This is a genomic window from Siculibacillus lacustris (assembly GCF_004328075.1).
GTDB lineage: Bacteria > Pseudomonadota > Alphaproteobacteria > Rhizobiales > Ancalomicrobiaceae > Siculibacillus > Siculibacillus lacustris.
The window spans coordinates 151654-174638 of record NZ_SJFN01000003.1; the positions used below are offsets into that span (position 1 = coordinate 151654).

The window sequence follows — 22985 nt, forward strand, 5'->3', positions numbered from 1 at the left end:
GATCCTCGGGGCTCCTCCGGCGGTGGCCCGCGGCCGGAGTCTTGCCGAAAGGTAAAGGGTCATGGTTAAGGCTTGGTTAGCCGCACCCCGAGGGGCCGAGACGCGGCGGATCCCGCGGCGGCGAGAACCGGCCGGGGGGCGGGGCGGCGCCGTCGCCCTGCGGCGGGTGCGGCGCCCCTGCGCGTCCGACGCGGTGGGCGGCGCGCCGATTCGTGCTATGGAGCCGCCGTCGACGCCGCCGATCCGGCGGCCGTGCCTCTTCCTCGTCCGGACCTCGCCGATGACCTCCCCAGCGCTCTCCTCCGTCCGTCGCGCGATCGACACCGAAACCGAAGGCATGCGGGCGCTCGCCGCGGCCCTCGACGGGGCGCTCGGCGCCGCGGTGACGGCGGCGGTCGAGACCATGGCGGCGGCGCGGGCGCGGGTGATCGTCACCGGCATGGGCAAGAGCGGCCACGTCTGCCGCAAGATCGCCGCGACGCTGGCCTCGACCGGCACGCCGGCCTATTTCGTCCACCCGGCCGAGGCCGGCCATGGCGATCTCGGCATGATCACCCCCGACGACGTGATCCTCGCCGCCTCGTGGTCGGGTGAATCGACCGAATTGGCGGCGATCATCGCCTTCGCCGGGCGCTTCCGGGTGCCGCTGCTGGCGATCACCTCGAATGCGGCTTCGGCGCTGGGGCGCGCCGCCGACGTGGTGATGGAACTGCCGCGGGTCGAGGAGGCCTGTCCGCACGGACTGGCGCCGACCACCTCGACGCTCTTGCAACTGGCGCTCGGCGACGCCATCGCCATCGCCCTGCTGGAGGGCCGCGGCTTCACCGCCCAGGACTTCCGCATCTTCCACCCCGGCGGCAAGCTCGGGGCGAGCCTGCGCATGGTGCGCGACGTGATGCACGTCGGCGACTCGCTGCCGCTGGTGGCGAGCGGCACGTCGATGAAGGAGGCGATCGTCGCGATGTCGCGCAAGGGCTTCGGTTGCGTCGGGGTGATCGACGACACCGGGTTGCTGATCGGCATCGTCACCGACGGCGATCTGCGCCGCCACCTCTCCGACGGGCTGCTCGCCCTGACCGTCGACGCGGTGATGACCCGCAATCCGAAGACGACGCGGCCGGAGATCCTGCTCGGGCGGGTGATCGAGACCCTCAACGTCGCGTCGATCACCGCGCTGTTCGTGCTCGACGCCGGCCGCCCGGTCGGCATCGTCCACGTCCACGACCTGCTCCGCGTCGGCGTCGCCTGAGGGACGCCGCCCGGTCGGCCATGAGCCGGCCCGATCCTCGGCCGTCATCCCCGGCCGGAGCCGGCCTGCCGGCGGAGGGGAAAGGGGATCCAGGACTTGGGCCGGTGTGCCTTCGGCTTTTCCCGTGTGGCCTCTGGGTCCCCTTCCCTCGCCCTGCGGGCTCGCCGGGGACGACCGCCGAGGCGGGGGTGCGACCGGCCGGCAGGACGTGAGTTTCGACGAAATCCGACTGCAATTGCCCTGCCAGAGCGGCGACGCCCGGTCGGGCGTCGCGTCAGTCGGGAGCGGCTTCGACGATCAACAGATTGCCGTCGACGGCGCGGACCACGACCCGGGTGCCGGCCGGCAGCAGCGGGCCGGTGATCCGCCACATGCCGTCGTCGATCGCCAGATGCCCGCCGTTCTCCCCGAGCGGTTCGGCGAGGGTGAAGATCCGCCCGACCAGCCGCCCGCCGCGATCGTTGAGGAGGGGATCGTCGGTGGCCTGCGGCGCCGTCCGGCGGAACCAGGTCCGGCCGGCGACCAACAGGACGATCGAGGTCGCCGCCCAGATCAGGGCGAGCGTCTGGATCGACCAGTGGACGGTCAGGGCGAGCACGCCGACCACCAGCGCGGCGACGCCGAACCACAGCAGCACGAAGCCCGGCATCGCCAATTCGAGCCCGAGCAGCAGGAAGCCGAGGAGCCACCAGCTCCAGGCTCCGTAGCGGACGAACAGTTCGGCGATGGTGTCGATCATGGTCGGACCTCGAGATTCCGGTTCGGGCGCGCGTCGACGTCACTCACCCGCGCGTGTCGGGCACGCCGGGGCGACGGCGCTGCTGATCGGCGGAGTCGGAGAAGGACGCCTTGGCGATCTCGGCGATGCCGGCGATCGAGCCGAGCAGCGAGGTCGCGTCGATCGGCAGCATCAGGACTTTCTGGTTCGGCGCCGAGGCGAGGCTCTTCAGGGCCTCGACGTATTTCTGGGCGACGAAGTAGTTGATCGCCTGGACGTCGCCGGCGGCGATCGCCTTGGACACAACCTCGGTCGCCTTGGCCTCGGCCTCGGCCCCGCGTTCGCGGGCCTCGGCGTCGCGGAAGGCAGCCTCGCGGCGGCCTTCGGCTTCCAGGATCAGCGCCTGCTTCTGGCCCTCGGCCTTGAGGATCTCCGACTGGCGCAGGCCCTCCGATTCGAGGATGGCGGCGCGCTTGTCGCGCTCGGCCTTCATCTGGCGGCCCATCGAGGCGACCAAGTCGGCCGGCGGCAGGATGTCCTTGATCTCGATGCGGGTGGCCTTGACGCCCCAGGCGGAGGTGGCGCTGTCGACGACGTGCAGCAACTGGGTGTTGATGGCGTCGCGATGGCTCAGCAGCTGGTCGAGATCCATCGAGCCCATGACCGTACGGATGTTGGTCATGGTCAGGTTGAGGATCGCCAGTTCCAGATTCTGCACCTCGTAGGCCGCCTTGGCGACGTCGAGGATCTGATAGAAGGCGATGCCGTCGACCTTCACATTGGCATTGTCCTTGGTGATGACCTCCTGGTCGGGCACCGGCAGGACTTGTTCCATCACCGACAGCTTGGCGCCGATCACCTCGATGAAGGGGGTGATGACGTTGAGGCCGGGCTTGAGGGTGCGGGTGTAGCGGCCGAAGCGCTCGACCGTCCAGTTGTAGCCCTGCGGGACCTGTTTGACGCCGGCGAAGAACACCAGCACGACGATCGCCACGAAGGCGATCACCACCATGTCGAAACCCGTCAGCATGAATCCGTTCATCGCACTCTCCCACCCGTGCCGCACGCGGCGGTGCGGATTCGCCCGTCGATCGGCGGGCGCGAATCTGCGCAACCATCATGACCGAAGCGCGACGGAAACGGCGGGAAGACTTCGTGGTGCGACGACGTTTCAGACCCAGCCGGCGAGTTCTCGGGTCACCACCGCCTCGAGAACGTCGAGGCCGCGGGGCGAATCGTTGAAACAGGGCACCAACTGGAAGTCCTCACCGCCGGCGGCGAGGAAGGCCGCGCGGTTCTCGTGGCCGAGTTCCTCGAGGGTCTCGAGGCAATCGGCGACGAAGCCGGGTGCGATCACCATCAGCCGCCGCACGCCGGAGCGGGCCAGCGCGACGATGGTCTCGTCGGTATAGGGCTGCAACCACGGTTCACGGCCGAAGCGCGACTGGAAGGTCATGCGCAGGCGGTCGCCGAGCCCGGTCGCCTCGCGCAGCAGCCGCACGGTCTTGGCGCAGTGGCAGAAATACGGATCGCCGGCGTCGAGGAAGCGCTTGGGGATGCCGTGGAACGAGGCGAGGATCACCTCGGGCTCGTGGTCGGCGGCGGCGATCGCGGCCGTGAGGTCGGCGGCGAGGCGGTCGATGTAGGTCGGATCGTCGTACCACGGCGGGGCGACGCGCAGGGCCGGCTGGCGGCGCATCGCCTTCAGGGCATCGAAGGCGGCATCGGCCACGGTCGCCGAGGTCGCGGCGGCATATTGCGGATAGAGCGGCACCAGCAGGATGCGCTCGCAGCCCTGGGCGAGCAGCGCCGCGATGCGGTCGGCGATGGTCGGGCGGCCGTAGCGCATCGCCCAGTCGACGACGATGCGGTCGGAGAGACCGGCGAGGCGCTCGCCGAGGTGCGCGGCCTGGGATCGGGTGATCGTCTTGAGCGGGCCTTCGCCGAGTTCGTGGTTCCATATGGTGTCGTAGTCGCGACCCTTGCGGCCCGGCCGGGTGGTGAGGATCACCAGATTGAGCAGCGGCCACCAGATCAGCCGCGGCACGTCGACGACCCGGCGGTCGGACAGGAATTCGCGCAGGTACCGCCGCATCGACCAGTAGTCGGTGGCTTCCGGCGTGCCGAGATTGACGATCAGCACGCCGATCCGGCCGGTCGCCACCTCGGGGTGGCCGGCAGGGCGGGCGGCGCGGGCGGCGGTCTCGGAGGGCGTCATCGCGGGGCTCGTTCGGTTCGGCCGACGGTGTCCCGCCGGCCCCTGTCCTACGCCGCGCGAGGCGCGGCGGATCGCTCGCGGCTCAGAAACACTCGCGCTCGAGCTTGGCCAGCGCCGCGATCGCTTCGGCGTCGTCGCGATCCTCGAACAGGTCCGACATGTAAGTGACGTGGGAATGCATCAAGAGCAGGCGGTCGGCGATCGATGTGGTGCCGGCGTCCGCCGCCGCGAGCCGTTCCTCGAAGCGCTGCCAAAACGGATCGGGCACGCCGTCGACGGCGACGAGGCGGCGCAGATGGCCGAGGACTGCGGTCATGTTGGCTTCGAAGTCGATGCCGCGGAAGGAGACGTACCGGTCGGGGGCGGCAGCGGGGGACGGCACGGACATCGCATCGCTTTCGGACGGAGGAGGGGCAGCGCGGGCGGCGATCATACGGGGTTCGCGGCCGCGGGCAATCCCGCCGGGACGGCTTGTCGGGGCGAAAGTGTTACGTTATAACATTCGCCATGACCGATGCCCCGCGCCTCTCCGAACCGTTCCTCGTCGCCGCCCGCGCGACTCAGTCTCCGACTCCGCCCGTCCAAGGCGCGGCGGGAAGGGCCGAGCACGGCCATGCTCGCCACGATCACGCCCATACCCATGCTCATGACCATGCCCACGGGCATCGTCCGGCGCACGGTCCCGTCGCACGGCCGCGGCCGGCGGCGGTGCCGTTCTCGCTGCTGCGCGCCTCGCTCGCCGTGCGGCTGGCGATCGCCGGCGGCGCCGCGGCGGCGATCTGGGCGGCGGTCGCCTGGGCGACCACACCGATTTCCGGGCTCTGATCGAAAGACGCGCGCCATGACCCTCGCCATCGAACTCGACGATCTGACGCTCGGCTACGACCGCCATCCGGCGGTCCACCATCTCTCCGGCCGCATCGCCCAGGGCACGCTGACCGCGGTGATCGGTCCCAACGGCGCCGGCAAGTCGACGCTGCTCAAGGGCATCGTCGGGGCGCTGCCGCCGCTCGGCGGGACACTGCGCTTCGTCGGCTGCGATCGCCGCGACATCGCCTATCTGCCACAGACCGCCGAGATCGACCGCAGCTTCCCCGTGACCGTGTGGGACTTCGTCGCCATGGGCCTGTGGCGGCGGGTCGGAGCCTTCGGCGGCATCGGGCGCGGCGCCGCCGGGCCGATCGCCACGGCGCTCGAAACCGTCGGGCTCGAAGGCTTCGAGACGCGGCCGATCGGCACCCTGTCGGGCGGCCAGATGCAGCGCACCCTGTTCGCCCGCCTTCTGGTGCAGGACACCGCGGTGATCCTGCTCGACGAACCGTTCAACGCCGTCGACGGGCGCACCGTCGAGGACCTCCTGGTGCTGGTGGAACGCTGGCACGCCGAGGGCCGCACCGTGGTGGCGGTGCTGCACGACCACGCGATGGTGCGCCGGGTGTTCCCCGACGCGCTGCTGATCGCCCGCGAACCGGTCGCCTGGGGCGCCACCGGGACGGTGGTGACCCCGGACAATCTGTCGCTCGCCCGGCGGATGATCGAAGCCTTCGATGCCGGCGCGCCGGTCTGCGCCCGCGACGCCGCCTGACCCCCGAGGACGCCCGATGTTCGCTCTGTTCCACGATCTGGTGATCGCGCCCTTCGCCGAATTCGAATTCATGCGCCGGGCCCTGGTCGGGGCGGTGGCGCTGGCGATCGCCGCGGCGCCGATCGGGGTGTTCCTGATGCTGCGGCGGATGTCGCTGACCGGCGACGCGATGGCCCATGCGATCCTGCCCGGGGCGGCGCTCGGCTATCTGGTGGCCGGACTGTCGCTGCCGGCGATGACCTTCGGCGGACTGGTCGCCGGGGTCACGGTGGCGGTCGGGGCGGGGGCGGTGGCGCGCGCCTCGGTGCTCAAGGAAGACACCACGCTCGCCGCCTTCTATCTGCTGTCGCTGGCGCTGGGTGTGACCATCGTGTCCCTCAAGGGCTCCAATGTCGACCTGTTGCACGTGCTGTTCGGCTCGGTGCTGGCGCTCGACGACACGGCGCTGGTGCTGATCGCGGCGATCGCCACGCTGACGCTGTTCGCCATGGCGGCGATCTTCCGGCCCCTGGTGCTCGAATCGGTCGATCCGGTGTTCCTGCGCTCGGTCGGGCGGGTCGGCGCGCCGGTCCATCTGATCTTCATGGCGCTGGTCGTGCTCAATCTGGTCGGCGGCTTCCTGGCGCTCGGCACCCTGCTGGCGGTCGGCATGATGATGCTGCCGGCGGCGAGCGCCCGATTGTGGACCGACGACCTCACGCAATTGGTCGGGCTCGCCGCGGCGATCGGTGCCGGTTCGGCGGTCGTCGGACTGCTGCTCTCCTACCACCAGAGCCTGCCGGCCGGGCCGGCGATCATCCTGGTGGCGGGCGCCTTCTACCTTCTGTCGCTGATCGTCGGTCGGCGCGGACTGCTGGCCGCCCGGATCGGGCGGCGACATCTCGAAGCCTGACATCCGCATCTCACGTCCTGTTCTTCCCCCAACGTCGGAGGTTCGCCCCATGACGCAGGTCTCACGTCGCCTCGTTTCCGCCGCCCTCGCGGGCCTCGCCCTCCTGTCCCTCGCCGCGGTGCCGTCGGCGCGCGCCGAGGACGCCAAGCTGCCGGTGGTCGCCAGCTTCTCGATTCTCGGCGATTTCGTCACCCGGATCGGTGGCGACCGCGTCGCGCTGACCACCCTGGTCGGGCCCAACGGCGACGCCCATGTCTACGAGCCGACCCCGGCCGACGCCCGCGCGGTGCAGGCGGCGAAGCTGGTGGTGATCAACGGCCTCGGCTTCGAGGGCTGGATCGAGCGGCTGAGCCGCGCCTCGGCGACCAAGGCGACGATCGTCGCGGCGACCCGGGGCATCGCGCCGCGCGAGATGGAGGACGAGGACGCCAAGCCGGTCGCCGGCAAGAAGCCGATCGTCACCGACCCCCATGCCTGGCAGGCGGTGGCCAATGCCCGGATCTACGCCGCCAACATCCGCGACGCGCTCACCGCCGCCGATCCGGACGGCCGGGCGATCTATGCCGCCAATGCCGAGGCCTATCTCGCCGAACTCTCCGCTCTCGAGGGCGAGGTGCGCGCCGCGGTGGCGGCGGTGCCGCAGCCCAAGCGCCGGGTGATCACCTCGCACGACGCCTTCGGCTATTTCGCGGTGGCCTACGGCATCGAGTTCCTGGCGCCGCAGGGCGTGTCGACCGAGGCGGAGGCCAACGCCAAGGCGATCGGCAAACTGATCCGCCAGATCAAGGCGGAGAAGATCACCGCGGTGTTCATCGAGAACATGTCCGACCGGCGGCTGATCGACCGCATCGCCAAGGAGACCGGCGTGACCCCGGGCGGTGAACTCTTCGCCGACGCCCTCTCGCCGAAGGGTGGACCGGCCCCCACCTATGTCGATATGGTCCGCCACAACGTTCGGCTTCTGACCCGGGCGATGATCGGCAGCTGAGCCGGTCCGTCCGAAACACCGAGGCTTCCGACGAGGCCGCGACCGGGATCGACCCGGCCGTGGCTTCGTCGTCTTCCATCGAAAGGATCTCCGTGATGACCACGTCCGCTCCCGCACCGATCCCCGTGACGGTGCTCACCGGCTATCTCGGTGCCGGCAAGACGACGCTCCTCAACCGGATCCTCACCGAGGATCACGGCAAGAAATATGCGGTGATCGTCAACGAGTTCGGCGAGATCGGCATCGACAACGACCTGGTCGTCGACACCGACGAAGAGATCTTCGAGATGAACAACGGCTGCATCTGCTGCACCGTGCGCGGCGATCTGATCCGCATCCTCGAAGGTCTGATGAAGCGCAAGGGGCGCTTCGACGGGGTGCTGATCGAGACCACCGGCCTCGCCGATCCGGCGCCGGTCGCCCAGACCTTCTTCATGGACGACGACGTGCGCGCCAAGACCCGCCTCGACGCGATCGTCACCGTGGTCGATGCCCTGAACCTCCTCGCCCGCATCGAGGACAGCCCGGAAGCCGAGGACCAGATCGCCTTCGCCGACGTGGTCCTGCTCAACAAGGTCGATCTGGTCGACGCGGCCCAGCTCGCCGCAGTGCGCGCCGAGATCCGGGCGATCAATCCTTACGCCCGGGTGATCGAGACCGAGCGCTGCGACGTCGACCTCGGCGAGATCCTCGACCGCGGCGCCTTCGATCTCGGCCGCATCCTGACCGTCGAGCCGGACTTCCTGGAGGCGACCCACACCCACCACGACGAGGACGTGAAGTCGATCTCGCTCCGCGCCGGCGACATGAAGCCCGATGCCTTCTTCGACTGGATCAACCGGGCGACCCAGGAGCAGGGACCGAAGATCCGCCGCCTGAAGGGCATCATCGCCTTCGAGAAGGATCCCGAGCGCTACGTCGTCCAAGGCGTCCACATGATCGTCGAGGGCGATCACCAGCGGCCCTGGAAGGTCGGTGAGACGCGCGAGACGCGGCTGGTGTTCATCGGTCGCGATCTCGACTTCGCGGCGATCGCCGCCGGCTTCGACTCCTGCAAGGCGTGAGATGATGGCGACGGTCGATTCCTGGTCTCTCGAGTCCTACGTCGTCGCCACCGCCTTCGTCGGTGAGGCGGCGCTGTTCGCCTGCGGCGACGGCACGATCGAACGGCGCGAGGGTATCCGCGCCGATCGCTCGGTGGTCCACGACGGCGGCATCCTGGCGGCGGTGGCGAGCGCCGACGGCAAGGCCTTGCTCACCGGCGGCGACGACGGGCGGGTGATGGCGACCGGTGCCGAGGGCGCCTCGACGCTGCTGTTCGAGAAGCCCGGCAAATGGCTCGACCAGCTCGCGGTCGGGCCGCAGGGGGCGATCGCCTGCGCCGCCGGGCGCACCGCCTGGGTGCGGCTCGCCGACGGCACGATCGTCGAGTTTCCCCACGACAAGGCGGTCGGCGGCGTCGCCTTCCTGCCCAAGGGCCTGCGGCTCGCCACCGCCACCACCGACATGGCGCGGCTGCACTGGATCACCGCCAAGGGCACGCCGGTCGATCTGCCGTGGAAGGGCGCCCACACCGGCGTGGTGATCTCGCCCGACGGGCGCTTCCTGGTGACCACCATGCAGGAGCCGGCGCTGCACGGCTGGCGCATCGACGATGCCAAGAACATGCGGATGACCGGCTATCCGGCCAAGGTCAAATCGGTGTCGTGGTCGGCCAAGGGCCGGTTCCTGGCGACCGCCGGGGCCAACGCGGCGATCCTGTGGCCGTTCCTGTCCAAGGACGGACCGATGGGCAAGGCGCCGTTGCAGCTCTCGGTGCGCGAACAGCTGGTCAGCCGGGTCGCCTGCCATCCGAGCGAGGACGTGGTGGCGATCGGCTGGGACGACGGGATGATCCTCGGCGTGCGGTTCGGCGATTCCGCCGAGGCGCTGCTGCTGGCCTCCCAAGGGTCGCCGGTCTCGGCCCTGGCCTGGGATCGCGCCGGCGTGCGGCTGGCCTACGGCTGCGAGAACGGCGCCGCCGGGGTGATCGACATCCGCGCCTGAGGATCGGTGCAGGCCGGACGCGCGCGGGTCAGCGGGTCAGGGCGCGGTTGGCCTTGCGCACCGTCACCACGTTGGTGGCGGCGGCCGGCGGGGTCCAGGCGCGGCGCAGGTTCTTCGGCTGGACGAGGCCGAAGGCGAAGCCGCCGAAGGCGGCGCAGACGGCGATCCCGAGCGGATCGAGATGGAGATAGACGAAGGGACCGCCGGCCAGTTCCAGAACCAGAAAGGTCGCCGAGGTCATCACCGCGAAGATCGCGGCGCACCACGCCGGCTTGCCGGTCTCCCACAGCGGTTCGGCATGCCAGGCATGGTCGGCGGCGCGATAGAGGATCAGCGCGCCGAGGTTCATCACCAGATGGAACAGACAGGCGCCGAGGGCGATCAGCGGGATGGCGGTGAAGGGACCCGCCCCGCTCTGCAGGCGCGCGAAGCGGCGTCCCTGGATCGCCAGATCGGGCAGCACCGCCCCGACCGCGTCGGGGAAGGTCAGGGCGCGGACGACGAAGGCGTCACCGATGTTCCATGAGATCAGGACCGTGGCGAGCAGGGCGCAGGCGACCGCCGCCCCGACGTAACCGATCATGTTCCGCATCGTCCCCTCCGATCGTTCCCGGTCGGATCCTGCCCGATGTTTCTATCGATTCCGTTCACGCGGCGCGCAGCGCGCCGATGAAGGTCTCGACCCGCAGGGACAATTCGCCGGTGCGGTGGGTCAGGTTCTCGGCGAGGCCGACCAGGCCTTCGGCGCTGTGGAGGGTTCCGGCGACGACCTCGTCGACCTCACGGATGTTGGCGTCGACCTCGGCCGTGGCGCGCGCGGCGTGGGCGACGTTGCGGGCGATCTCGGTGGTCGAGGCGCCCTGTTCCTCCACCGCGGCGGCGACCGTCATGGTGATGCCGTCGATGCTGCGGATGGTGCCGCGGATCGCTTCGATGGCGTCGACCGAGGCGCGGGCGGTCGACTGCATGTCGACGATCTGGCGGGCGATCTCCTCGGTGGCCTTGGCGGTCTGCTCGGCCAGGGCCTTGACCTCGGTGGCCACGACCGCGAAGCCGCGGCCGGCGTCGCCGGCGCGGGCCGCCTCGATGGTGGCATTGAGGGCGAGGAGGTTGGTCTGTTCGGCGATCGAGCGGATCAGACCGACGACGTCGCCGATGCGCTGCGCCGAACTCGACAGACCCTGGACGGCGGCCGACGAGGTCTCGGCGGTGGTGACCGCGCCCTGGGCGGTGCGTGCGGCCTCGGCGACGCGCGAATTGATCTCGGCGACCGACACCGACAGCTGTTCGGCGGCGGCGGCGACGGTCTGGACGTTTCCGGTGGCGCGATCGGAGGCGCCGGCGACCCGGCGGGTGCGGGTCGAGGCGTCGTCGGCGGCGCGGATCTGCTCGTGGGCGGCGCCCGACAGGGTCGAAGCGGCGCCGGCCAGCGCCGCGACCAGGCTCTTGATCTCGGCGTCGAAGGCGGTGACGGCCTGTTCGATCCGGTTCTGGCGATCGGCGCGGGTACGGCTCTCGTCGGAGATCTCAGCCTTCATCGCGTCGGAGCGGGCGACCGCGTCGCGGAAGGTCTCGACCGCGCCGGCGATGCGGCCGATCTCGTCGCCACGGTCGCGGCAGGGCACGACCACGGTGGTGCGGCCGGCGGCGATTTCCATCATCACCTCGATCAGGCGGCCGATCGGCCGGGTGATCTGGGCCCGGGCGATCCAGATGCCGAACAGCCCCGCGGCCATCGCCAGGGCGATCAGCACCACGGTGGCGGTCCGACTGGTGTCGGCGAGCCGGTCGAGTTCGGACGACGTGGCGGCGGCCTGGGTGGCGAGACGACCGGCGAGGGTCTCGAGGTCCTTGTTCAGCGCGGTGCGCACCGCGCGATTGGCATCGTTGTCGCCGTGTTCGCGGGCCGCCTGATGGCCGATCTCGATGCCGCGCCGGGCGGTCTCCTGGCGGAACTCGCGGAACTGGGCGACCCGGTCCTTCAGGGTGCGGAAGTCGGCCTCGAGGCCGGGCGTCAGGTTCTTCTCCCATTCGGCGACGGTGGCGACCATTCGGTCGAGCGAGCCGGACATCGCCGCGGCGTATTTCTTCAGGATGTCCTTTTCGTCGGACATGTAGATGCCGCGGCTGTCCATCACCACGGCGTAGACCAGACCGTTGAGCTTCTCGACGGTGGCCTGACCGCGCGAGGTGTCGCGCATCGTGGCGTCGAGCCGGCGCTGAGCGGATCCCGCCCATTCGGCGAAGGCGCCGAGCACCACGGCGGCGACGATGGTCGCGACGAACAGAGCCGTCAGCTTGCCGGACAGGGACCACGATTTCATGGGGATCTTCCTTCGAGTGTTTTGCCGTCGAAGGTGCGATCATCACGATGAAGAAATCGTTGAAGGCGCATATGAGATTCGCGACGATTGCCGAAATGATGGGCAAAAATGTCGAGGGGACCGCAGTTTTCACCGCGGTCCCCTGCGATCGTCACGGATCTGCGACGCTTCAGCGCACCAGGACGTTGCGGAAGGCCCAGGGCTCGGCCGGGTCGATGTCCTCGGGGAACAGGCCCGGACGGCCGTGCAGCGGCGTCCAGTCGGTGTAGTAGCCCGCGACCGGGCCGAGGTAGGGTGATTGCACCGCGAGGCAGCGCTCGTGGTCCATCTCGTCGGCCTCGACGATGCCGGCCTCCGGATTTTCCAGCGCCCAGACCATGCCGGCCAGCACGGCGGAGGAGACCTGGAGGCCGGTGGCGTTCTGGTAGGGGGCGAGCGCCCGGGTCTCTTCGATCGACAGCTGCGAGCCGAACCAATAGGCGTTGCGGGCGTGGCCGTAGAGCAGCACGCCGAGCTCGTCGATGCCGTCGACGATCTCGTGCTCGTCGAGGATGTGGTTCTCGGGCTGCTTGACGCCGGCGGCGCCGAACATCTCGTGCAGCGACAGCACCGCGTCGTCGGCGGGATGATAGGCGTAGTGACAGGTCGGGCGGAACTCCGGCGTGGCCGGCTCGCCGACCGTGTAGTAGTCGGCGATCGAGATCGACTCGTTGTGGGTCACCAGGAAGCCGTACTGGGGGCCGGGGGTCGGGCACCAGGAGCGCACGCGGGTATTGGCCCCGGGCTGCAACAGGTAGATCGCGGCGCGGCAGCCGGCCTCGTGGCGATGGCCGTTCTGCGGCATCCAGGTCTCGTGGGTGCCCCAGCCGAGCTCGGCCGGCTGCAGACCTTCCGAGACGAAGCCTTCGACCGACCAAGTGTTGACGAAGACGCCGCGCGGCTTCGGGGTGCGGGCGCGCTGGGTGTCGCGTTCGGCGATGTGCACGCCCTTGACGCCGAGGCGCTGCATCAGTTTCGCCCAGCCCTCGCGGGTGGTCGGCTTGTCGACGGCGGCACCGGTGTCGCGGGCGAGGTTCAGCAGCGCCGCCTTGACGAACCACGAGACCATGCCGGGGTTGGCGCCGCAGCACGAGACCGCGGTCGAGCCGCCGGGGTTGGCGGCCTTCTCGGCGCGCACCGTCTCGCGCAGGGCGTAGTTGGAGCGCTCGGCGGTCTTCTTGGCAGTGTCGAAATAGAAGCCGAGCCAGGGCTCGACCACGGTGTCGATGTAGAGCGCGCCGATCTCGCGGGCATATTTCATCAGATCGAGCGACGAGGTGTCGACCGACAGGTTGACGATGAAGGGCCGGCCGCCGCCGGCGGCGAGCAGGGGCCCGAGCAGGTCGCGGTAGTTGTCGCGGGTCACCGCCTCCTGGATGAAGCTGTAGCTGCGCTCGTCGACCAGCCGGCGGTCGGCGTCGGAGGGATCGATCACCGTCAGGCGCGTTCGGTCGAAGACGAAATGACGTTCGATCAGGGGCAGGGTGCCCCGGCCGATCGAGCCGAAGCCGATCATCACGATGGGGCCGGTGATCTCGCCGTAGATCGGCCAAGTCGTCATGCGGGTGGTCTCCTGAAAGCGGCGGGCGCGGGCCCGAGGGAAGGGGGGAGCGCCGGTCGGCGCGTCGGATCTCACAGAACAGAGCGGGCGCCCCGGGGTCAACGGCTATTCCTGTCGGAAAACCGTCATCCGCGGCGGAGATCGACGCCGCGGGACCGGCGCCGGCGGTCAATCGGGGTCTTCGCGGCCGCCGCGCTCGACCACGGCGATCAGCCGCGCCGCGCCGAGGCGGTCGGCAGGATCGAGTTCGGCGACCTTGGCCAGCGCCGCGGCGCCGCCCTCGAAGTCGCCGGTGCGGATCCGGCAATAGCCCCAGGCGACCAGCGCGTGGAGCAGGCGCCGCGGCTCGGCGTCGAAGCCGTCGAAGGCGGCGGAACGAGGCGCGATCCGGCGCCAATCCTCGTCGAGACCGAGGGCGCGGGCCGCCGCGGCGATGCAGAAGGCGGCGTGGGGGACCGCCTCGGCGAGGCGGTGGTCGTAGAAATAGAACTTGTAGGCGCCGGTCCGCACCTCCCAGGAGTCGGGCGCCAGGGCCAGCGCCGCGGCCACCGCCGCTTCTGCGGCGACCGGATCGGTGCGGGCGGCACGCGCCCCTTCGAGCGCCGCGAGCGCGGCGGCGTGGCGGTCGACGGGATCGAGCGTTTCGGAATCGGACACGGCGAGGCTCCTCGGACGGCGGTCGAGCGCGGGACCCCGCGACCGCGGTCGCGAGGATTCGCGCCGGCCGAGCAAGATCTCGGCCAGCCGGGCGGGGATCAGGCGGCGCGGACCGCGGCGAGCGGTCGGCCGGTGGCGACGACGAGGCCCCTCGCTTCGGCGAGGGCGCCCTCGACCAGTTCGAGGCCGAGGAAGCGGGCCCGTTCGACCGGGCCCGGCAGGTCGAGGCCGAGGGTGAGGTCGGGCGCGAAGCCGAAGCGGGCGTACCAGGCGGCGTCGCCGACCAGCAGGATCGAGCGATGGCCGAGACGGCCGGCGCGGGCGATGGCGGCGCGCATCAACGCCCCGCCGAGGCCGAGGGAGCGGGCGGCGGCGGCGACGGCGATCGGCCCGAGCATCAGGCTCGGCCCCGCCTCGCCCGCCTCGACGTGCCACAGGCGCACGGTGCCGATCAGGCGGCCGGCGCGGTCCTCGGCGACGAGGGCGAGACCCTCGGCCGGGCGGCGGCCTTCGCGCAGGCGCTCGCAGGTCTTGGCGAAACGGCCGGCGCCGAAGGCGGTGTCGAGCAGCGCCTCGCGCGGCGCGACGTCGAACGAACGTTCGTCGCGGATGCGAAAGGCGGCGGGGGCGAGAGCGGTCAGATGCGGGCGAAACGACGTCATCGGTCGCGGTCCTCGGGGTGCCGAAGGGGACGACGACCCTCGTACCGGGCTGTCGCCAGCCGGCCGGTCGGGAGCGGAGGTGGGGATCACGGCTCGGGGCGCGCGAGGCTCCCGAGCCGGAGAGTGACCGATCGAGCGATCAGATCACGTAGCTCTTCAAGGGCTCGAAGCCGTTGAAGGCCACCGCCGAATAGGTGGTGGTGTAGGCGCCGGTGCCTTCGATCAGGACCTCGTCGCCGATCTCAAGGGAGACGGGCAGGAAGTAGGGGTCCTTTTCGTACATCACGTCCGCCGAATCACAGGTCGGGCCGGCGAGCACGCAGGGTGTCATCTCGTCGCCGTCCCGCTCGGTTCGGATCGGGTAGCGGATCGCCTCGTCCATGGTCTCGGCGAGACCACCGAACTTGCCGATGTCGAGATAGACCCAGCGGACGTCGTCGGTGTCGCTCTTCTTGGAGACGAGCACGACTTCCGCCTTGATGATGCCGGCCGAGCCGACCATGCCGCGGCCGGGCTCGATGATCGTCTCGGGCACCTGATTGCCGAAGTGGGTCAGGATCGCGTCGGAGATCGCCTGGGCGTAGGCCTGGACCGCCGGCACGTTCTTGAGATAGCGGGTCGGGAAGCCGCCGCCGAGGTTGACCATCTTCAGCGTGATGCCGCGATCGCTCATCTCGCGGAAGATCCCGGCGGCCGAGGCCACCGCGGCGTCCCAGGCGCCGGTGTTGCGCTGCTGGGAGCCGACGTGGAAGGACACGCCATAGGCCTCGAGGCCGAGACGATGGGCATGTTCGAGGATGCGCGGCGCCATCGCCGGCTCGCAGCCGAACTTGCGGCTGAGCGGCCATTCGGCGCCGGCGCCGTCCGACAGGATGCGGCAGAACACGCGGGCGCCCGGCGCCACGCGGGCGATCTTCTCGACCTCGGCTTCGCAGTCGACGGCATAGAGGCGCACGCCGAGCTCGAAGGCGGTGGCGATGTCGCGCTCCTTCTTGATGGTGTTGCCGAAGGAGATGCGGTCCGGGGTCGCGCCGGCGGCGAGCGCCATCCGGACTTCGGCCACCGAAGCGGTGTCGAAGCAGGAGCCGAGTTCGGCGAGCAGGGCGAGCACTTCCGGCGCCGGGTTGGCCTTCACCGCGTAGAACACGCGGGTGTCGGGCATCGCCTTGGCGAAGGACAGGAACTTGTCGCGGACCACGTCGAGGTCGACCACCAGGCAGGGACCATCGGGACGTCGGGTACGCAGGAACTCACGGATGCGGTCGGTCATGGTCGGGTCTCCCCCCGGGCAGAGCGTGCCGGCAGACGGGCCGGCGTTCGGTCATCCCCGCGTCGGGCCGTCGAGACGGCCTCCTTCGGGCGTTTCCTCCGCGCCGCGGATCCAACCGCTGCGCGAAAGTGTTCGGGGGGTTCGACTTCATCGTGCGGACCGCTTTGGAGACGGTCGTACGATGGCGACGAGCACCCGATGAGCCGGCGGCGAAGCCGACCCGAACCCGCGCAATCAAGGGGCGCGGACCCCTCCGATCCCCAGACGACGCCTATCGTCGGGAAGACCGGATTTGCTGCCATGGCTTGGATGGGAGAGCCCCGTCCGCACGCCGGCAAGGAAGTAGTTGCCTCTTCAGTAACCCCGGCCTTTGGAGAGCCGGCAGAGACCAAAAAAGCCCTCTACGTCGTTGCTTCAAGCCACGTCCCCCGTGTGAGACACAGGGTGCGCCGGTTAACTCCGGCTGCCGGTTGCCCCGCTGATGGTCCGGGCCTCTTGTCCCTGGAACATCAACGACCGGCACGCGGCCACAGGCACGTGCGAATTTGGGCGAGGGGTTATTTAGTCCCACACCCCCCCCGACACAAGAGGAAATCGCGGGGGTGCGACATTTCTCTCTAACCCCCCGCCGAGACAGGGATTCTCCAACGTTTTGCAGCGCCGAATCGAGTGAGTTCGGCCGATCGATCTGGTAGGGATGGCGGAGGTGGTCAGCGGGAGTGCGCCATGGACACGTTCACGCGGATGCAGGCCTTGATTCAGGTGGTGGAGGCCGGCGGCTTCTCGGCGGCGGCGCGCAAGGCGGGCAAGTCGAAGGCGCTCCTCTCCAAATACGTGCGCGACCTCGAGGACGAGCTCGGGGTGCGGCTGCTCAACCGCACCACCCGGCAATTGTCGATGACCGAGGTCGGTCAGGCCTATCACCGCGAGGCGGTGGAGATCCTGCAGCGTCTCGAGGAGCTGGCGGCCTCGGTCAGCGACAGCCACGGCGAACCGCGCGGGCACCTCCGGGTGTCGGGACCGCGGTCGCTCGGCGACGCCGACCTCGGCCGGGCGGTGACCGAGTTCCTGGTGACCCATCCCGACATCACCATCGACCTGCGCCTCGACGACCGATTCGTCGATCTGGTCGAAGAAGGTTTCGACGTGGCGATCCGAGTCTCCGAACCGCTCGATTCGAGTCTGATCGCCCGACGCCTGTCGACCTTCCGGGTGGTGTGCTGCGCCTCGCCCGACTGGATCGCCCGCCACGGCCGGCCGGCGGTGCCGACCGATCTCGCCGGCCTGCCGGCGATCGTCGACACCAACGCCCGCAACTGGAGCCACTGGCCATTCCTGGTGGACAATGAACGGGTGGTGGTCGCGGTCACCGCGCGGATGAACGCCAACAGCCCGCTGGTCACCGCGGTCGCCGCCGAGGCCGGCCTGGGGGTGGCGCGGATCCCGTGGTTCGCGGTGCGCCGGGCGGTCGAGGAGGGGCGGCTCGAACTGCTGCTCGAGGCCTACGAGCCGAAGACCCTGGCGATCAACGCGGTCTATCCGCACCGCCGGCATCTGTCGGGCAAGGTGCGGGCCTTCGTCGATTTCCTGGTCGCCTGGTTCGAACGGCGGCGCAAGATCGATCCGACGACGTGATCGCCCGAGGGTCGGCGCGCCCTTGTTTCCGCCACGATCGGCGGCCGTGATGGCCGCCGCCGCCCGACGCTTCTCCCGCGTCGCCGCTGCGACCGGACACCACCCGAGGCTTCCATGATCTCGTTCTTCGCGCCCTTCGCCCGCCTCGTCGGTCTCGCCGGGCTGGTGGCGGCGGCCTTCGTCGGACCGGCGGCGGCGCATCCGCACGTCTTCGTCGATGCCCGGGTCGAGGCGGTGTTCGACGGCGAGGGCCGCATCGTCGCACTGCGCCAGGTGTGGCGCTTCGACGACGCCTTCTCGGCCTTCGCCACCCAGGGCCTCGATACCGACGGCGACGGCATCCTGACGATCGAGGAGCTGAAGCCGCTGGCCAAGGTCAACATCGATTCCCTCAAGGACTACGACTATTTCACCACCCTGCGCTCGGGTGGGCGACGTGTCGGGTTCAAGATCCCGACGGAATATTGGCTGCAGATGAACGACGGCTACCTGACCCTGTTCTACACGCTCAATCTGATGCAGCCGGTCAAGCCGAGCCCCGAGGGCGTGACCATCGACGTCTACGACCCGTCCTATTTCGTCGACTACCAGTTGGTCGAGCAGGAACCGGCCCGGCTGATCGGTGCGCCGGCCGCCTGCAAGATGGAGGTCAAGCGCAAGGGCGATCCGGATGCGGCGACCGCGGCGATCCTCGGCCAGATCCCGGCGACCGAACGGGAGTTGCCGGCCTCGCTCAAGGCGCTGACCGCCGAGCTCGCCAATCGGGTGACGGTGCGATGCCCGTGAGTACCCCGACCCGATTCGGCCGCGGGCTGCGGATCGCCGTGCCGGTGCTGGTGACGGCGCTGATCGCCGGGGCGATGCTGTCGGCCGCCTGCGAGCCGGCGGCGGCGCAGGCCGGGCCGTTCGGCGTGGCGGCGCCGGAGGCCGGCGGCGGCGTCGCGGCCGGCGGGATCTTCGGTTGGGTGGCGGCGCAGCAGAGCACCTTCTACCGCGGTCTGACGGCGGGGCTCAGGGCGATGCGCGCCGATCCCCACGCCGGCTGGTGGCTGGTGGCGCTGTCCTTCGCCTATGGGGTGTTCCATGCCGCCGGACCGGGCCACGGCAAGGCGGTGATCACCTCTTATGTGCTCGCCGACGGCGAGACGCTGCGGCGCGGCATCGCTCTCGCCTTCGTCTCGGCCTTCGTCCAGGGCGCGGTGGCGATTCTCTTCGTCGGCGTCGCGGTGGGCGTGCTGCACACCACGGCGCTGCAGATGACCGACGCGACCTTGGCGCTGGAGCGGACCAGCGCCGCGGCGATCCTGGCGCTCGGCCTGTGGCTGACCTGGCAGAAGATCGTGCGGCCCCTGGTGGCGCGGCCGGTGGCGGTCGCCGCCGAGCCCGACGTCGCGGTCGCCGAGATGCGGATCGGGGTGCCGCCGGCGGCGCGCCGCGACGGGCTGGCGCGGGAGTTGCGGATCGGCGCGCCGGTGGCGGCGACGGCCGCGGTTTCGGGGTCGTCGCGGCGGATCGTCGCCGATCCTTGCGACTGTGGCGTCCTCCATGCGCCGGATCCGGCGATGCTCGGTGGTCCCTTCGATTGGCGGCGGGCGCTCGCAGCGGTGGCGGCGGTCGGCATCCGGCCCTGCACCGGCGCGCTGATCGTGCTGGTCTTCGCCTTCGCCCAAGGGCTGATCGGCGCCGGCATCCTGGCGGTGCTGGCGATGGCGCTGGGCACCGGCGCGACGGTGGCGGCACTCGCCTCGCTGGCGGTGCTGGCGCGCGGCGTCGCCCTGCGCTGGGCCGGCGACGAGGGCCCGTGGGAGCGCCGGGTGCTGCGGGCGGCCGAGATCGGCGGCGCACTGGTGGTCCTGGCGATGGGGGTGCTGCTGGCCGGCGCCGCCCTGTGGGGCGGCAGCGGCGGCGGCTGATCTCAGCGGGCGGCGGCGTGGGCCGCCACGGCCGCGCCGAAGGCGGCGAAGATCTTCCCCGAGGGCTTGTCCGAACGCACCCAATATTCCGGATGCCACTGCACGCCGACCGCGAAGGCGGCGGCGGCTTCGACCCGCACCGCCTCGACGGTGCCGTCGGGGGCGGTCGCCTCGACCACCAGGCCGGGCGCCAGCGTCGCCAGACCCTGATGGTGGAGCGAATTGACGGTGATCTCGTCGGCCTCGACGATCCGCCCGAGGCAGCCGTCGTCGACCAGATGGACCGGATGACGGATGCCGTAACGCTGGTCGTCGGTGGGCGCGGCCGGGGCGCGATGATCCATGCGGCCCTCGAAGGTCTGGATCTCGGCATGGAGCGAGCCGCCGAGCGCGACGTTGAGTTCTTGGAAGCCGCGGCAGATGGCGAGCAGCGGGATGCCGCGCTCGATCGCTCGGCGGATCAGCGGCAGCGTCGTGGCGTCGCGGGCGGCGTCGAAGGGCTCGTGTTCGGGGGTCGGGTCTTCGCCGTAGAACATCGGGTGGACGTTGGAGCGGGCGCCGGTCAGGAGCACGCCGTCGACCCGGTCGAGGACGGTGTCGACGTCGATCGCGCCGCCCATCGCCGGCAGCAGGATCGGCACGGCATCGGCGCCGTAGACGATCGCCTCGACGTAAGTGGCGGGCGTGGCGTGCCACGTGGTGCCGTCGACGGTGCGCTGGTCGCAGGTGAGGAGGACGAGCGGACGGGGAGCCATGGAACCTCGCAGGCGTTCGATGTCGGTGCCGGCACGGGGTCGGCCGATCGGCAGATATGCCACGATCGACGACGATTGACGATAGCTGCGCGCGCAGGGCGGATCTCAGGCATCTTGCGTGCTCGACCCACCGCCGTGGCCCGTCTATGAAAGGGCCTTTCGGGGCAACGGCAGTGCGGGCGGACGCGATGTATGGACTGGCCGACGGTATCGACGGGCTGAACCGATGGATCGGGCGCACCATCGCCTGGGGCACCATCGTGATGGGCGTCCTGCAGTTCACGATGGTGATCACCCGTTACGTGTTCGGCATCGGTTCGGTGTGGATCCAGGAATCGATCACCTATGTTTTCGCCTCGCTGTTCATGCTCGGGGCGGCCTCGGCGCTGCTGACCGACGGCCACGTCCGGGTCGACATCTGGTACCGGGAGGCGAGCCCGCGCGGCCGGGCGATCGTCAATCTCCTCGGCACGCTGGTGTTCCTGTGGCCGGTCACCGGCCTGATCCTCTACGAGTCGTTCCCCTACGTGGCCCGGTCTTTCGCGATCCGCGAAGGCTCGCGCGAGACCAGCGGCATTCCGCTGCTCTACCTGCTCAAGGCCGAGATCCTGATCTTCGCCGTGCTGCTGGCGCTGCAGGGCCTGTCGGCGGTGATCCGATCGATCGGGGTTCTGACCGGGCGGGTGCCGCCCGCTGAGGACGACGCTGTCCCCACCTTGCGCGTGGGGCATTGAGATCATGACCGGATTGGCTCATCTCCTCGACGTCCTGATGTTCGTCGTCGCCTGTCTCCTGATCCTCGCCGGCTATCCGGTGGCCTTCACCCTGGCCGGCACGGCGGTGGCCTTCGCGGCGCTCGGCTGGTCGCTCGACCTGTTCAATCCGACCTTCCTGGCGGCGATCCCGCAGCGGATCTTCGGGGTGATGACCAACACCATCCTGATCGCCATCCCGCTGTTCGTGTTCAAGGGCGTGATGCTCGAGAAGTCGAAGGTGGCGATCCTGCTGATCGAGACCATGGGGCGGCTGTTCGGCCGGCTGCGCGGTGGGCTCGGCTATTCGGTGACCATCGTCGGCGCGCTGCTCGCCGCCTCGACCGGCATGGTCGGCGCCACCGTGGTGATGATGGGCCTGCTCGCCCTGCCGGCGATGCTGCGCTGGGGCTACAGCCCGCGGCTGGCCGCCGGATCGATCGCCGCGGCCGGGACGCTCGGGCAGATCCTGCCGCCGGCGATCGTGCTGGTGGTGCTCGGCGACGTGCTCGGCAACGCCTATCAGAAGGCCCAGACCGACCTCGGCAACTTCGCCCCCGACACGGTGTCGGTGCCCGACCTGTTCGCCGGGGCGCTGATCCCCGGGCTGGTGTTGTCCGGGCTCTACATCCTCTATCAGGTGCTGGTGGCGATCTTCGATCCGAAGAGCTCGCCGGCGGCGCCGGAAGAGCTCGGCCGGGTGACCTTCGGCGAGGTGATGAGCGCTCTGGTGCCGCCGATCGCCCTGATCCTGTGCGTGCTCGGCTCGATCCTCGCCGGCATCGCCACGCCGTCGGAAGCGGCGTCGGTCGGCGCGGTCGGCACGGTGCTGCTCGCCGGTCAGCGTCAGTCGCCGAAGAAGGCGTGGATCTTCGTCGTCGGCTGGGCGGCGCTGGCCGGGCTGGTGGTGCTGGCCTCGACCGTCGACATGAGGCTCGGGCGCAGCGTGGTCGCCACCCGCCAGACGGTGGCGATGATCGGTGCCGGGCTGTTGGTGGCGGTGCTGATCGTGTCGATCGCCATCGCCAGTTGGGAGACCTGGAAGAAGGGCGTGCTGGTCCCGGTGATGCGGGCGACGACCGAGATCACCGCGATGGTGTTCGCGATCGTCATCGGCGCCGCGTTCTTCTCGCTGGTGTTCCGCGGGCTCGGCGGCGAAGACTTGGTGTCGAGCTATCTGACGTCGCTGCCGGGCGGGGCGCTCGGCGCCACCGCGGTGGTGATGGTGGCGATGTTCGTGCTCGGCTTCTTCGTCGACTACATCGAGATCTGCTACATCGTCGTGCCGATCGCCGCGCCGGTGCTGCTCAAGATGCCGATGCCCGACGGTTCGGGGATGAGCCCGGTGTGGCTCGGCGTGCTGATGGGCGTCAACCTCCAGACCTCGTTCATGCATCCGCCGTTCGGCGTGGCGCTGTTCTATCTGCGCGGCGTGGCGCCGAAAGAGGTCAAGACCATCGACATCTATATCGGCATCATCCCCTTCGTGTGCATCCAGCTGGCGATGTTGTGGGTGCTGTGGCAGTGGCCGCATCTGGCGACGTGGCTGCCGCACCTGATCTACGGCGGGCAGTGACCCTCCGTTCGGCGCCCTCCGGGGCGCCGGGACCCGTAGCGGTGGGCGTCGCCGTTGCCGTGGCGGCAGCTCGTGCGCGAGCGGGGATCGACCGATCGGTTCGATCGGCGGCGTGATCGGTTCGTCATCACATGCATCGCGCATG

At 70.1% G+C, this 22985-nt stretch carries 23 protein-coding genes; 12 read left to right on the forward strand and 11 right to left on the reverse strand.

Features of this window, described 5'->3' with window-relative positions; genetic code table 11:
• Window positions 1-280: 280 nt before the first annotated feature.
• A complete protein-coding gene (locus EYW49_RS03225; protein ID WP_131306044.1) occupies window positions 281-1249 on the forward strand; it encodes a KpsF/GutQ family sugar-phosphate isomerase in 969 nt (322 codons plus the stop codon).
• 274 nt (window positions 1250-1523) lie between these two features.
• Here EYW49_RS03225 and EYW49_RS03230 read toward each other — a convergent pair whose 3' ends face one another.
• The 4 genes from EYW49_RS03230 to cowN form a co-directional block, all read right to left on the reverse strand.
• Window positions 1524-1988: an NfeD family protein gene (locus tag EYW49_RS03230; protein WP_131306047.1), complete on the reverse strand. Its 465-nt coding sequence runs from the start codon at window positions 1986-1988 to the stop codon at window positions 1524-1526.
• A gap of 43 nt (window positions 1989-2031) precedes the next feature.
• Complete coding sequence (locus tag EYW49_RS03235; RefSeq protein ID WP_228259444.1) at window positions 2032-3009, reverse strand: SPFH domain-containing protein; 978 nt, start codon at window positions 3007-3009, stop codon at window positions 2032-2034.
• A 129-nt stretch (window positions 3010-3138) separates the two neighbouring features.
• Window positions 3139-4185 (reverse strand): ferrochelatase, encoded by a 1047-nt coding sequence (hemH, locus tag EYW49_RS03240; protein WP_131306050.1) that lies wholly within the window; start codon window positions 4183-4185, stop codon window positions 3139-3141.
• Window positions 4186-4267: 82 nt separating this feature from the next.
• The gene (gene cowN / locus EYW49_RS03245) at window positions 4268-4573 is read right to left on the reverse strand and encodes a N(2)-fixation sustaining protein CowN (protein ID WP_131306053.1); all 306 of its coding nucleotides are present in this window, start codon (window positions 4571-4573) and stop codon (window positions 4268-4270) included.
• A gap of 119 nt (window positions 4574-4692) precedes the next feature.
• On the opposite strand from cowN, the gene EYW49_RS23365 reads away from it, so the two are divergent.
• From EYW49_RS23365 to EYW49_RS03275, 6 genes are all read left to right on the forward strand, one after another.
• Window positions 4693-5010: a hypothetical protein gene (locus EYW49_RS23365; RefSeq protein WP_228259447.1), complete on the forward strand. Its 318-nt coding sequence runs from the start codon at window positions 4693-4695 to the stop codon at window positions 5008-5010.
• Between the two features lie 16 nt (window positions 5011-5026).
• On the forward strand, window positions 5027-5770 hold the full coding sequence (locus tag EYW49_RS03255; protein WP_131306056.1) for a metal ABC transporter ATP-binding protein: 744 nt from the start codon (window positions 5027-5029) through the stop codon (window positions 5768-5770).
• 16 nt (window positions 5771-5786) lie between these two features.
• Window positions 5787-6662, forward strand: coding sequence for a metal ABC transporter permease (locus EYW49_RS03260; RefSeq protein WP_131306059.1), 876 nt, complete (start codon window positions 5787-5789; stop codon window positions 6660-6662).
• Between the two features lie 49 nt (window positions 6663-6711).
• The gene (locus EYW49_RS03265) at window positions 6712-7650 is read left to right on the forward strand and encodes a metal ABC transporter substrate-binding protein (protein WP_131306061.1); all 939 of its coding nucleotides are present in this window, start codon (window positions 6712-6714) and stop codon (window positions 7648-7650) included.
• 95 nt (window positions 7651-7745) lie between these two features.
• Window positions 7746-8714, forward strand: coding sequence for a CobW family GTP-binding protein (locus tag EYW49_RS03270; protein ID WP_131306064.1), 969 nt, complete (start codon window positions 7746-7748; stop codon window positions 8712-8714).
• A gap of 4 nt (window positions 8715-8718) precedes the next feature.
• Entirely contained in the window at window positions 8719-9696 is a 978-nt protein-coding gene (locus EYW49_RS03275) for a WD40 repeat domain-containing protein (RefSeq protein ID WP_131306067.1), read from the forward strand.
• A gap of 28 nt (window positions 9697-9724) precedes the next feature.
• Here the strand turns inward: EYW49_RS03275 and EYW49_RS03280 are convergent, their stop codons facing one another.
• The 6 genes from EYW49_RS03280 to EYW49_RS03305 all read right to left on the reverse strand — a co-directional run bounded on the left by EYW49_RS03280 (window position 9725) and on the right by EYW49_RS03305 (window position 16209).
• A complete protein-coding gene (locus EYW49_RS03280) occupies window positions 9725-10288 on the reverse strand; it encodes a hypothetical protein (RefSeq protein WP_131306070.1) in 564 nt (187 codons plus the stop codon).
• A 55-nt stretch (window positions 10289-10343) separates the two neighbouring features.
• Window positions 10344-12020 (reverse strand): methyl-accepting chemotaxis protein, encoded by a 1677-nt coding sequence (locus EYW49_RS03285; protein WP_131306073.1) that lies wholly within the window; start codon window positions 12018-12020, stop codon window positions 10344-10346.
• A 169-nt stretch (window positions 12021-12189) separates the two neighbouring features.
• Window positions 12190-13620, reverse strand: coding sequence for a homospermidine synthase (locus tag EYW49_RS03290; RefSeq protein ID WP_131306076.1), 1431 nt, complete (start codon window positions 13618-13620; stop codon window positions 12190-12192).
• Window positions 13621-13788: 168 nt separating this feature from the next.
• Window positions 13789-14277: a hypothetical protein gene (locus tag EYW49_RS03295; RefSeq protein WP_131306080.1), complete on the reverse strand. Its 489-nt coding sequence runs from the start codon at window positions 14275-14277 to the stop codon at window positions 13789-13791.
• A gap of 98 nt (window positions 14278-14375) precedes the next feature.
• Window positions 14376-14939, reverse strand: coding sequence for a GNAT family N-acetyltransferase (locus EYW49_RS03300; RefSeq protein ID WP_131306084.1), 564 nt, complete (start codon window positions 14937-14939; stop codon window positions 14376-14378).
• 139 nt (window positions 14940-15078) lie between these two features.
• Window positions 15079-16209, reverse strand: a complete 1131-nt coding sequence (locus EYW49_RS03305; RefSeq protein ID WP_131306087.1) for a type III PLP-dependent enzyme — start codon at window positions 16207-16209, stop codon at window positions 15079-15081.
• A gap of 726 nt (window positions 16210-16935) precedes the next feature.
• Between EYW49_RS03305 and EYW49_RS03310 the strand changes: the two genes are divergently transcribed.
• The 3 genes from EYW49_RS03310 (at window position 16936) to EYW49_RS23235 (ending at window position 19757) form a co-directional block, all read left to right on the forward strand.
• Entirely contained in the window at window positions 16936-17844 is a 909-nt protein-coding gene (locus EYW49_RS03310; RefSeq protein WP_131306090.1) for a LysR family transcriptional regulator, read from the forward strand.
• A 114-nt stretch (window positions 17845-17958) separates the two neighbouring features.
• Complete coding sequence (locus EYW49_RS03315; RefSeq protein ID WP_131306092.1) at window positions 17959-18630, forward strand: DUF1007 family protein; 672 nt, start codon at window positions 17959-17961, stop codon at window positions 18628-18630.
• Complete coding sequence (locus EYW49_RS23235; protein WP_131306096.1) at window positions 18621-19757, forward strand: nickel/cobalt transporter; 1137 nt, start codon at window positions 18621-18623, stop codon at window positions 19755-19757. The genes EYW49_RS03315 and EYW49_RS23235 overlap by 10 nt, the downstream gene beginning before the upstream one ends.
• Before the next feature lie 2 nt (window positions 19758-19759).
• On the opposite strand, the gene EYW49_RS03325 is transcribed toward EYW49_RS23235, so the two are convergent.
• A complete protein-coding gene (locus EYW49_RS03325; RefSeq protein ID WP_131306099.1) occupies window positions 19760-20512 on the reverse strand; it encodes a gamma-glutamyl-gamma-aminobutyrate hydrolase family protein in 753 nt (250 codons plus the stop codon).
• A gap of 188 nt (window positions 20513-20700) precedes the next feature.
• Here EYW49_RS03325 and EYW49_RS03330 point away from each other — a divergent pair, with 188 nt between their 5' ends.
• Together EYW49_RS03330 and EYW49_RS03335 are read left to right on the forward strand one after the other, a co-directional pair.
• Window positions 20701-21246, forward strand: coding sequence for a TRAP transporter small permease subunit (locus tag EYW49_RS03330; RefSeq protein WP_131306102.1), 546 nt, complete (start codon window positions 20701-20703; stop codon window positions 21244-21246).
• A gap of 4 nt (window positions 21247-21250) precedes the next feature.
• A complete protein-coding gene (locus EYW49_RS03335; RefSeq protein ID WP_131306105.1) occupies window positions 21251-22840 on the forward strand; it encodes a TRAP transporter large permease in 1590 nt (529 codons plus the stop codon).
• The last annotated feature ends 145 nt before the right edge of the window (window positions 22841-22985 follow it).

Coding starts and splice junctions, on each gene's coding strand:
- EYW49_RS03225 (WP_131306044.1), top strand. CDS start 281: ATGACCTCCCCAGCGCTCTCCTCCGTCCGTCGCGCGATCGACACCGAA.
- EYW49_RS03230 (WP_131306047.1), bottom strand. CDS start 1,988: ATGATCGACACCATCGCCGAACTGTTCGTCCGCTACGGAGCCTGGAGC.
- EYW49_RS03235 (WP_228259444.1), bottom strand. CDS start 3,009: ATGAACGGATTCATGCTGACGGGTTTCGACATGGTGGTGATCGCCTTC.
- hemH (WP_131306050.1), bottom strand. CDS start 4,185: ATGACGCCCTCCGAGACCGCCGCCCGCGCCGCCCGCCCTGCCGGCCAC.
- cowN (WP_131306053.1), bottom strand. CDS start 4,573: ATGTCCGTGCCGTCCCCCGCTGCCGCCCCCGACCGGTACGTCTCCTTC.
- EYW49_RS23365 (WP_228259447.1), top strand. CDS start 4,693: ATGACCGATGCCCCGCGCCTCTCCGAACCGTTCCTCGTCGCCGCCCGC.
- EYW49_RS03255 (WP_131306056.1), top strand. CDS start 5,027: ATGACCCTCGCCATCGAACTCGACGATCTGACGCTCGGCTACGACCGC.
- EYW49_RS03260 (WP_131306059.1), top strand. CDS start 5,787: ATGTTCGCTCTGTTCCACGATCTGGTGATCGCGCCCTTCGCCGAATTC.
- EYW49_RS03265 (WP_131306061.1), top strand. CDS start 6,712: ATGACGCAGGTCTCACGTCGCCTCGTTTCCGCCGCCCTCGCGGGCCTC.
- EYW49_RS03270 (WP_131306064.1), top strand. CDS start 7,746: ATGACCACGTCCGCTCCCGCACCGATCCCCGTGACGGTGCTCACCGGC.
- EYW49_RS03275 (WP_131306067.1), top strand. CDS start 8,719: ATGGCGACGGTCGATTCCTGGTCTCTCGAGTCCTACGTCGTCGCCACC.
- EYW49_RS03280 (WP_131306070.1), bottom strand. CDS start 10,288: ATGCGGAACATGATCGGTTACGTCGGGGCGGCGGTCGCCTGCGCCCTG.
- EYW49_RS03285 (WP_131306073.1), bottom strand. CDS start 12,020: ATGAAATCGTGGTCCCTGTCCGGCAAGCTGACGGCTCTGTTCGTCGCG.
- EYW49_RS03290 (WP_131306076.1), bottom strand. CDS start 13,620: ATGACGACTTGGCCGATCTACGGCGAGATCACCGGCCCCATCGTGATG.
- EYW49_RS03300 (WP_131306084.1), bottom strand. CDS start 14,939: ATGACGTCGTTTCGCCCGCATCTGACCGCTCTCGCCCCCGCCGCCTTT.
- EYW49_RS03305 (WP_131306087.1), bottom strand. CDS start 16,209: ATGACCGACCGCATCCGTGAGTTCCTGCGTACCCGACGTCCCGATGGT.
- EYW49_RS03310 (WP_131306090.1), top strand. CDS start 16,936: ATGGACACGTTCACGCGGATGCAGGCCTTGATTCAGGTGGTGGAGGCC.
- EYW49_RS03315 (WP_131306092.1), top strand. CDS start 17,959: ATGATCTCGTTCTTCGCGCCCTTCGCCCGCCTCGTCGGTCTCGCCGGG.
- EYW49_RS23235 (WP_131306096.1), top strand. CDS start 18,621: ATGCCCGTGAGTACCCCGACCCGATTCGGCCGCGGGCTGCGGATCGCC.
- EYW49_RS03325 (WP_131306099.1), bottom strand. CDS start 20,512: ATGGCTCCCCGTCCGCTCGTCCTCCTCACCTGCGACCAGCGCACCGTC.
- EYW49_RS03330 (WP_131306102.1), top strand. CDS start 20,701: ATGTATGGACTGGCCGACGGTATCGACGGGCTGAACCGATGGATCGGG.
- EYW49_RS03335 (WP_131306105.1), top strand. CDS start 21,251: ATGACCGGATTGGCTCATCTCCTCGACGTCCTGATGTTCGTCGTCGCC.